Annotated in this window: 7 protein-coding genes and 1 pseudogene; 5 read left to right on the forward strand and 3 right to left on the reverse strand. The window is 60.7% G+C overall.

What is annotated here, in order from left to right:
- The first annotated feature begins 305 nt into the window (after positions 1-305).
- Together ABSG20_RS27670 and ABSG20_RS27675 are read left to right on the forward strand one after the other, a co-directional pair.
- A complete protein-coding gene (locus tag ABSG20_RS27670) occupies positions 306-563 on the forward strand; it encodes a type II toxin-antitoxin system Phd/YefM family antitoxin (RefSeq protein ID WP_423867660.1) in 258 nt (85 codons plus the stop codon).
- On the forward strand, positions 551-976 hold the full coding sequence (locus ABSG20_RS27675; RefSeq protein ID WP_423867661.1) for a type II toxin-antitoxin system VapC family toxin: 426 nt from the start codon (positions 551-553) through the stop codon (positions 974-976). Before ABSG20_RS27670 ends, ABSG20_RS27675 begins: the two co-directional genes overlap by 13 nt.
- Before the next feature lie 248 nt (positions 977-1,224).
- Here ABSG20_RS27675 and ABSG20_RS27680 read toward each other — a convergent pair whose 3' ends face one another.
- On the reverse strand, positions 1,225-1,929 hold the full coding sequence (locus ABSG20_RS27680) for an ArsR/SmtB family transcription factor (RefSeq protein ID WP_423867662.1): 705 nt from the start codon (positions 1,927-1,929) through the stop codon (positions 1,225-1,227).
- Positions 1,930-2,126: 197 nt separating this feature from the next.
- Between ABSG20_RS27680 and ABSG20_RS27685 the strand changes: the two genes are divergently transcribed.
- Both ABSG20_RS27685 and ABSG20_RS27690 read left to right on the forward strand, forming a co-directional pair.
- Positions 2,127-3,107 carry an alpha/beta hydrolase gene (locus tag ABSG20_RS27685; protein ID WP_423867663.1) on the forward strand — a complete coding sequence of 327 codons (981 nt, stop codon included), beginning with the start codon at positions 2,127-2,129 and terminating at the stop codon, positions 3,105-3,107.
- Positions 3,108-3,139: 32 nt separating this feature from the next.
- Positions 3,140-3,433, forward strand: a complete 294-nt coding sequence (locus tag ABSG20_RS27690) for a hypothetical protein (protein ID WP_423867664.1) — start codon at positions 3,140-3,142, stop codon at positions 3,431-3,433.
- A gap of 538 nt (positions 3,434-3,971) precedes the next feature.
- Here ABSG20_RS27690 and ABSG20_RS27695 read toward each other — a convergent pair.
- Positions 3,972-7,883: an ATP-binding protein gene (locus tag ABSG20_RS27695; protein ID WP_423867665.1), complete on the reverse strand. Its 3,912-nt coding sequence runs from the start codon at positions 7,881-7,883 to the stop codon at positions 3,972-3,974.
- A gap of 417 nt (positions 7,884-8,300) precedes the next feature.
- Here ABSG20_RS27695 and ABSG20_RS27700 point away from each other — a divergent pair, with 417 nt between their 5' ends.
- Complete coding sequence (locus ABSG20_RS27700) at positions 8,301-9,176, forward strand: sulfurtransferase (protein ID WP_423867666.1); 876 nt, start codon at positions 8,301-8,303, stop codon at positions 9,174-9,176.
- A 109-nt stretch (positions 9,177-9,285) separates the two neighbouring features.
- Here ABSG20_RS27700 and ABSG20_RS27705 read toward each other — a convergent pair.
- A pseudogene (locus ABSG20_RS27705) lies at positions 9,286-9,700 on the reverse strand (hypothetical protein); the annotation flags it as partial.

The raw sequence follows: 9,700 nt of genomic DNA on the forward strand, positions 1-9,700 counted from the left end.
CAGCTATCGGCGAGGCGCGAATTTTTACAACGCTGCACGAGGGCATCGTGGCGGTTCGCGGTGGCGCGCTTGGCGCGCCTGCGGAGCGATGAGGGTTTCAAAGTCGGGCAGTTGCCCTCATTGAGATTGTAACAGGGGGAAAAGTGGTGGCGGGTACAGGCGATTTGGGAGGCGATTGGGGTGCGATTTCTTGTTCGCCATGCGCGGGAATCGCCGTAACGCCACGCTGCATCGGTTGCTGCGGAAGCGGTCGGGTGATATTGACTGATCCTGTACGGTGCTGCACGGTTGCATCGGAGGCACGCATGGTGAGCCCCATCTTGAATAAAGGCGCGGAAGAAGCTCGCAATCAGCTCCCGGATCTTCTCGATGCGGCCGAGAAGGGCCGTTCGACGATCATCACCAGACATGGCCGTCCGGTTGCAGCGTTGGTACCGATCGAGGCGTATGGCGCGGCCCTTCGCCAGCAGCCGCTGATTTCCGTCGCAGGATCCGGTCGCGGGTTATGGGGAAAGAATAGTACCCATACGCTTCGAAAGCTGCGTGACGAATGGAGCCGTTAGATCTTCGGGGTCTGCCGGAGGATGCCCTGGTACTCATCGATTCGGCACCCATCATCTACGTCCTCGAGCGGCACCCGAAATTCGGACCGCGCTTCAAGTCGATCTTCGAAGCCCATGGAACCGGGCGCCTGCGCTTCGCCGTAACGACCATTACTATCGCCGAGGTGCTGACCGGGCCCTTGCAGGCAGGTGATGACGCGCTGGCGCAGCGTTACCGCGCCATCCTCGAATCGTGGCAACCGATCGCGCTTGACGTCGGCATTGCGGAAAGCGCTGCGAGACTGCGGGCGTCGCTCCCCCTCAAGCTTGCAGACGCAGTTCAAGCGGCCAGCGCATTGGCGATCAACGCGGCTGCCCTGGTGACGCATGATCGTGATTTCTCACGCGTGCGGTCGTTGCGTATCATTTCTTGAAGGCATGGTGGATTAGGAAACGCTGACCTAACGCGTCACTTGACGATTGTTCCCAAACGCCATCCAGTTTGTCAGGAGTAACGACCGCTTGCTCAGGGATTCCGTTATTCAAGAGAGTTTTTACTCTAGCCTAAGCGCGGCCGGTCTTCCTGCATGACCCCATGGCATGGATTTCAGAATTTGGCGGCTGGCGTCATTTTGACGCGATGCGGAATTTGATCTATGACCGTTCATGATCCGCATCTCACCTAGAGCGAGCAGTTTCCGACATCCGCGCCAAAACAGCGTTGCAGCATTTTCATGCCTGGACGGGAGATCGTCAGGGCACGACTATCATTTTTTCTCGTTAACCAATTTTGGTCTAAACAGAATGCAGCGATCTTTGCTCCAACGTGACCTGCGAGATGCGGCCGCCTCTCGCTCCAATCAAGGCATGGACGGCAAAAAATACGTCGGCTTTTTATCGGTGCCGTGAGGCCGATCCCGAGATTGGCGAAAAACTCGCGCCCGGACTCGGTCACTTCGCCGGCATCGCCTTCGAAGACGATATGGCCGCGTTTGATCAGTGCATCCGAAATACCAACTCCAAGCACACCAGCTACATGGTCGTAGCACATGCGCGCTGCTCGCAACTCGTCGTCGACTTCTGACCTTGCGCGATGACGCGCTGGTCCACGTGACGTAAGCGCCATGATGCTCTCCAACGTCTGAGCCACCTGCGGTGACGCCAATCGGTAATATCGGTGTCGACCTTGTTTTTCGACTGCAAGGAGGTTCGAATTGAGGAGTTTCGCGAGATGTGAACTCGTCGTCTGCGGGGTCACTCGGGCGGCGAGGCTTAACTCAAGTGCGGTCAAGGCCCGGCCGTCCATGAGTGCTGCAAGAATGTTGGCCCGCGACACATCGCCAATCAAACTCGAAACTTCCGCCATCTCAGCAGCTATGCGGGGCATTGTTCCTCCTGTCATACAACGCGTGCCACGGGCAAAGGTTCGCCGGATACTTCGACCGCGGTCGAAGCGAAAGCCGGGAACGACCGGGCGTCCCTTCCTCTTACAATAGTTCGATCGCGGTCGAAGCATTTACCGGAACATGGCTGCCCTGGGGTCGTTTCATGACCACTCGTAACCTCGCACGAAAGAGATATTTCATGCCGTTGTCACCCCCCAAGCTCGACCCGAAGGAAGAGCATTTCCGCATCGCCAGCGATATCGATGGGCTGACTTTGTTTCTGCGCTACCTGCCGCCGAATACGCCGCAAGCGGGCGCGTTGAAGATCGTGCTTTACGTCCACGGCGGCTCTTTCCCGTCGGCGCTGTCGATCGCCCATCGCTTCGATGGCCGCTCCTGGCGCGATGAGTTGACCGAAGCCGGATTCCACGTCTGGGGTCTCGACTTCCTGGGCTTTGGCGCGTCGGACCCCTATCCGGAGATGGCAAAGCCTGCCGCACCCGAGAACGTCCTCGGTCGCGCCGAAGCGGCAAGCCGACAGATCGAGCGGGCTGCGCGCTTCATCTGCGACCATCATGGTGTGGCGAAAATCTCGATTATTGCGCATTCGTGGGGCACCATCGCGACCGGCCGTTTTGCCGGTCGCTGCCCTGACCTTGTCGAGCGGCTGGTGTTCTTCGGGCCGGTCACATGGCGCCAGAAGAAGGCGGAGCCTCGGACCTTTCCGGCGTGGCGCATCGTCTCGCTCAAGGACCAGTGGGACCGGTTCACGGCGGAGGTTCCTCCGGGCGAGCCGGGTGTTCTTTCGAAGAGCCAGTTCGAGGTATGGGGATCACTCTATCTCGACACAGACCCGGAGAGCCGATCTCGTTCGCCGGCAAGCGTCAAGACGCCCAGCGGACCGTGGCAGGACATTGCCGCCTCCGGCGCGGGCGATCTCGCCTACGATCCCGGCCTCATTCGCGCTCCCGTCGCGATCGTCCGTGGTGAATGGGACAGCCTCGCGACCGATGCCGACGCGCGCTGGCTTTTCGATGCGTTGAAGGCGTCGCCGATGAAACGCGATGTGAAGATCGGACGCGCCACTCATCTCATGCACCTCGAAGAAAACCGCTACGCGCTTTACCGCGAGGCGCAGACCTTTCTCGACGATTGCGACCGTCAACCTGCGCTTCGCTAGCCCACACGCCACCAAGCCAAGGAGTAGCCCCGATGTTTGCCGTGATATTCGTCGTTCAACCGAAAAAGGGTCGCATGGACGACTACCGGAATCAGGCCAAGCTCCTCAGCAAGGCAAAGGTTGAAACCATTAGCGAACTCTCGCCGGCGAAAGGCGAGAAGCCGGCCGGCACAAATCTTGCGGGCGACCTCGGGCTGCCGAAGACCGGTAGCGAGGGCGTCATCGATCAGGAGGTCTTCGAGAGCATCACCAATCAGGGCAAGCTGCTGCTTCTCGTCGCATGGCGAGATGCGACGCCGCCGGGCGTTGGAAGCCGAAGGCGGTAGCCGCGGGCAAGCTGCGCCATCGCCACGTTCGCGTCATCCGCCAGTACGGGATGTCCGATCGCCGCGAGGCGCCCCAATTCTATCCGGAGGTCAAGAAAGCTGTTCAAAAAACAGAGCGAGCAACCGCTGTAGGACCAGGTCGGGTCCGGCGACGGCAATCTCCTCGACGAGCCGAGCGCTTGCTGAAGCCTCGGACTACTGGATCGCCCGCTTTCGCGGGCGATGACAGCGGAGGCTTTGGCGATGACAGCGGAGGCTGGCGCGTGGCTCACGCGATGTCCCGCGGCACCGCCGCCACCGCCGCGCGTTCGTCGGCGGTGAGCGTGGCCTGGGGGAAGCGGATCACCGACGTCGTAGCCCTGGATCGCGAGACCGGCCCTTGATGCGGGCGGCGCGGACATTTCCGGACCTGGTGCCGGCTCGACCCGGTAGCAAATGACCCGAAGCGGAATGAGTGCGGCCCATCCCGTCACCACCTCGTGAGCTGATTTTGGAGGGATTGTTCAAAATGGCGCCACGGAGCAGCAAGCGGCATTTGTCATTTCGTGCCCTCGGACGACTCCGGCTTCTCAAGCGACGTTTCTACGATCGGAAGCATCATGCAAAAGACGGCGCCGCGAGGTTCGTTCGGCTTTGCCCAGAGCCGGCCGCCATGCGCCTCGACGATCGAGCGGCAGATGGACAACCCCATGCCCAAACCACTGGCTTTGGTCGTATAGAACGCCTCGAAGATGCGCTCGGCCTTGGCTTGAGGTAGCCCTGGCCCTGTGTCGCTCACCGCTACAAGCACGCCGTCCGACTCGGCCGCACTCGTGCTGATTAACAACTCGCGCGATCCTTCCCTGACCTCGCTCATCGCTTCGGTGGCATTCATGATCAAGTTCAGCACTACCTGCTGCAATTGGACTTTGTCGCCCAGAATGTGCGGAAGCCCCTCGGCCAGTTGCATCTTCGATAAAACACCGTTCTCAGACATCGGGACACGGGCCAGCGCTAGAATCTCCAAGATTGCCTCGTTGATTTCCAGCCCTTCCCTCCTCGCCGGCGCCTTTTTGGAGAAATCGCGAATCCGGCTCAAAATACCGGCGGCCCGCTTGCCGTCGTTGACAATGCGGTGGATCGACTGCCCGATCTTTTCAAAATCTGGCGGCTGACGAGCGAGCCAACGCACGGCCGTTTCGGCATTCGTGAGCAGGGCAGCGATCGGCTGGTTCACTTCGTGGGCAATGGAGGCCGTGAGTTGACCCATTGTGGCGATGCGGTTCGCGTGGGCCAACTCCGCCTCCGCTTGGCGCAAAGCCTCTTCGGCCTGCTTCTGGTCGTCGATGTCGGTCGTCGTTCCGACAAATCTGAGGACTTTTCCTTCCGCATCGCGAAGGACCACGGCTTGATGGAGGTGCCGGCGATAGACGCCATCCTGAGCGCGGAGAGACCGGGTTTCAAATGCAAACCCTTGTCCCGAGCGCACGCCCTTCCAAAAGGTTCTGGCTGCCATCTCCCGATCCTCGGGATGGACCGCGGTCATCCAGGCCTCAGGATTAGACCGGACGAAATCGAGAGTTTGTCCGGCGAACTCAAGCCAAACCCGATTCACGAAATCCGGCGTCCCATCAGGCTTGAGCGTCCAGGCGGATACTGGGAGTTGCTGAAGCAGATCAACTTGTAGCTGTAACTCGGCGTCGGCCCGCAGCAGTTCGCCGTAGAGACGGCTCGTCTCCGCCAACCGCTCTTCGCTGGCGCGCAGTTTCTCGCGTTCGAGTTCCGCCTCGCTGCGCAATCGTTCTTCGCGTTCCGCAGTTTCGCGGCGAAGATTGGCCATTTTGACATGGACAGCCACGCGCGCCAGCAATTCGCGCGCCGCAAACGGCTTGATGAGGTAGTCGTCGGCGTCGGCCTCGAGCCCTTCCACCCGCGACTCTTCGCCCGCCCGCGCCGACAGCAGGATGACCGGCGTGCCGGCGAGGGCTGAATCATCGCGAATCGCCCGCAACAAACCGAACCCATCGAGATGCGGCATCATGACGTCCGCCAGCACAAGAGCGGGGCGCAGTTGCCGCGTTGCTTCCAATGCCTGGCGGCCGTCCACAGCCGCGTGCAGCTCATATCGCTCGCTCAGCAAGCGTGCCAGGTACTGGCGCATGTCCGCATTGTCATCGGCCACGACGATGAGTTCGCGTTTCTCCGCCGGCTTGGGCCGCGGCGGGGAAGCAAGCGATGGCCGTTTGGCAGGCATCGCTGCATCGGCGGCCACGCCACCCGTTTCGTCCGCGGTCCAATGCCGGGCCTCTTCGACATAAGCCTCGGCCCGAATTTTGGTGGAGGCGAGCGTTGGCGCGGCCCGAATGTGCTCCGCAGGCAGATGCTCCTTGCCGCTCGGAATCGTCACGGTGAATGTGCTGCCTGCGCCAAACTGTGTCCTGGCCTGGGTGCTCTCGACGCGGTGAAAACGCTCGAAGACGTGGTCGAGATGTTCCCCGGGTATTCCCACGCCGGTGTCGCGGATCTGCAACTCCACTGCGCCGGCTGCTGGCTTCAATGCGAGAGCAACCTCGCCTGCGAACGTGAATTTGCAAGCATTGGAGAGCAGATTCAAAACGATCTTCTCCCACATGTCGCGATCGACATACACCGGATCGGCGATTGGCAGGCACTCGACTGAGAAACGAAGCCCGGCGCTCTTCATCGCCGAATCGAACGCGCTTGCGATTTCAGAAGTGAATGTGACCAGGTCAGTCGGCTGATACGAGGCCTGCAGGCGTCCAGCCTCAATCCGGGAGAAGTCCAGAAGAGCGTTGACGAGCTTGAGCAATCTGAGCCCGTTGCGGTGCACCGTGGCCAGAAGCTCGTGCCGTTCGGGACTGAGCTGCTCCCTCGCTTCCTTCTGAATTTCCTCAAGCGGACCGAGCATCAGCGTCAATGGCGTTCGGAACTCGTGGCTGACGTTGCTGAAAAACGTTGTCTTGGCACGGTCGAGTGCAGCCAGAGACTCTTCGACCCGCTTCTGGTCATCAATGTCGGTTGTCGTACCAACAAATTTGAGAATTTTTCCATCTGCATCGCGCAAGGGCACGGCCTGCTGAAGATGCCAGCGATAGGTCTCGTCCTGAGCGCGGAGAGACCTGTTTTCAAACACAAATCCGCGCCCTGAACTCACGCCCTCCCAGAAGGTCTTGATGACTCTCTCCCGATCATCGGGGTGTACCGCGTTCATCCAGGCCTCAGGATTGGACCGGACGAAATCGAGAGTTTGTCCGGCGAACTCAAGCCAAACCCGATTCACGAAATCCGGTGTTCCATCAGGCTGGAGCGTCCAGGTAGCGACTGGAAGTTGCTGCAGTAGATCGACTTGGATTTGCAACTCTGTTGCGGCTCGCTGCTGCTCACGGTAAAGGCGACTGGTCTCCGCCAATCTCTGCTCGCTGGCGCGCAGTTTTTCGCGTTCCGTCTGGTGCTCCTGTTCGAATGCGCGTGCACTGGCCAGCCCAATCGTGATCTGGTCGGCGATCCGATTTACGAATTGGCGGTAGGCGTCGTCAAAGGCTCTACCGGGATGGATTCCAGCGACGAGGAATCCGAGCGCCTCGCTGTATTCTCCCAGCCGGATCGGCACCACGCATGCTTGCCTGGGATGGTCCGGCCAATTGGGCACCGGCACGCCCGAAGCCAGGCTCCCTAGTTCGACCAGAACCCCATCCCTTGTCAGTGCAGGGTCGAATCGCCAGAGGTTCTCCGTGAGGCAGTCGATTACCGGCGGACGCAGCGCTTCGCCGGTTTCCATGCTCGCGCCTGCCAGGTACGCTTGATGCTCGGAAGGCCGATACTCATAGAGAAATGCGAAGGGAAGGCTCAGGCAGTTTTCGCCGAGTGTCTCCGCGCTGACGCGCCACACTTCCTTTTCGGTTCGTGCTGCCGCTGTTCGCGATGCCAGGTCGCGAAGCAAATGCCGGCGTCGATCTTCGAGCACCCGTTCCGTCGTCTCCAGCACGATGGCCAACGCGCCGCCGACGCGACCATCGTCATCCGGAACCGGGTTAGTTGAAAACGCGACGTAGACCTCTTCGAGGTAGTTGCTGCGCTTATAAGGCAGTAGAAAGTCGCTAAGCAAGTCGGCCTTCCCTGTCCGCATTACCCCTTCGAAGAGGGGCTCAATCGAATGCCGCACCTCGGGAAAGACGTCGAAAACACGACGACCCAGCGCCCCAGGGTGCCTTGTTCCAGCCAGCTTCGCATACCCGTCATTGTATAAAGATGCGTAGTCTGGCCCCCAACAGATGTTCATCGGATAGGCCGAGGCCAGCATAATGCGCACGGAGGTTCGCAGAGCTTGCGGCCATTGCTCCACCGGGCCGAGCGGCGTTGCCGACCAGTCGAGCTCGCGCATGCGTGCGGCCATCTCGCCGCTGCCGGCGAAGACTGATTCGATCAGTTGCTGCCTGTCGCTCGGGTTCATCCTAAATCCCTCGACTTGAGTTCGCGGGCGAGGCGATCAACGGTGGCGGGTATCGGTTGCTCCGAGTTGGGAGCACAACCAGCACGCCGCTACGTCCGCCTCCTGCGGAGTCATGCCACCCTCTGCAGAAGGCTGGTCCGCTATCCTCCGACAAGACCTGAAGGCCGCCCATTCCGCCCGCGCTGAACCAGGAAGATAACCCCACTCGCAAGCCTCGCCGTTAAGCCGGAAGTGGCGTTCGGCTGGAAAACGACAACCGACCGCACGCAGGACCAAAGGGTATCCTGCCTCGTTTGCCGAAACCAGAGCGGATGTCTCTTGTTGGCACATCGCGTCATTAAGGGCATGGCCGTGGCTTCGTGCGGTGATCGGCGCTAACGTCCCAGGCAGCATGGACCACGTTGGAGGTAGAACATCATGCGCGATGCCAATGCCCTCGTCAGCACCGGGCAGCTTGCCGCCATCCTCCGTGAACCGGATCTCAGGATCTATGATTGCACGACCTATCTGGAGCCGCCGCCGCCCGGCAGCGACGAACCCTATGTTGCCGTCCCGGGTCTCGCCTCGTTCGAGGCGGCCCATATTCCCGGTGCGGATTTTCTCGACCTGCAGGGCGAGTTTTCCGATCCCGAGACAAGGCTCCGCTTCATGATGCCTCCCGCCGATCGGCTTGCCGCGGCCTTCGGTCGTCACGGTCTGGGCGACGGCACCAAGGTCGTGCTCTACAGTATCGGGACGATGATGTGGGCGACGCGGCTGTGGTGGATGCTGAGGTCGATCGGCTTCGACAACGCGGCCATCCTCAATGGCGGCTTCGACAAATGGCGCGCCGAAGGGCGGCCCACCGAAAGCGGCGCCGCTGCGGGCTACAAGCCGGCGCGGATGGTGGCCAGGCCAAGGCCGGGCCTTTTCACCGACAGGCACGCCGTGAAGGCCGCGATCGGGCAAGTGGACCGCATCACCGTCAACGCCCTTGGACCGCAGTTCCACCGCGGGTTGGAGCCAAGTCGATACGGCCGGCCAGGCCGGATACCCGGCAGCGTGAACGTGCCGGCGGCCGGCCTGACGGATCCCGCAAGCCGTGAATTCCTGCCGCTTGATCAGGCGGAGCAGAAGTTCGTATCCAACGGCATCACTGGGGATAAGAACGTGATCTGCTACTGCGGCGGCGGCATCTCGGCGACCATCGATCTGTTTCTGCTGCATCAGCTCGGCTACGACAAACTGAGCCTTTACGATGGCTCGATGGGAGAGTGGGCCAGGGATCCCACGCTGCCGATCGAGACGGATTGAATTTTCCGCACTGAGCAGGCCAGATTGTTTTGCTGGCTCCGGCGCCGGTCCCAACGCAATGTTAACTTGAGCCGGCCAAAGCGGAGCATGCGTGTAATAAGCCCAAATGCTAGAGTGAACAGATGAGACATCCTTCCCGCTCGTTCGGGCTGTCCACCTCAAGGCCGCCGACGACTTCGGCAAGAGAGCGGTTGCCGCGCTTCTCGCGCTTTCTGGCATCGGCAGCCAGCTTGTTTGCCTTGATCGCAGCCACTCGTTCCGGCATCTCAAGCTCGCTGAGCGATTCGCTCGAGCACCAAGTAAAATTGACGCCTTGGCGGAGGCTTCTCGCTTCGTATTCCTTCGCCTGCTCGAACAGATCCGGATGCTTCTCCTTCAACCGAACCCATTCGATCTTCTGCTGGTAGAAGCAGAAGAAGCAGCCAGACCGGCTCCGGCCCCATTCGGTATACGTCGGCATGCCCAGGCCGGATTCTTCGAGAATCCGGACGATATCTGTCCTGACAAGGCCATCCTCACGGAAC

The organism is Bradyrhizobium sp. (assembly GCF_049512235.1).
Lineage (GTDB): Bacteria > Pseudomonadota > Alphaproteobacteria > Rhizobiales > Xanthobacteraceae > Bradyrhizobium.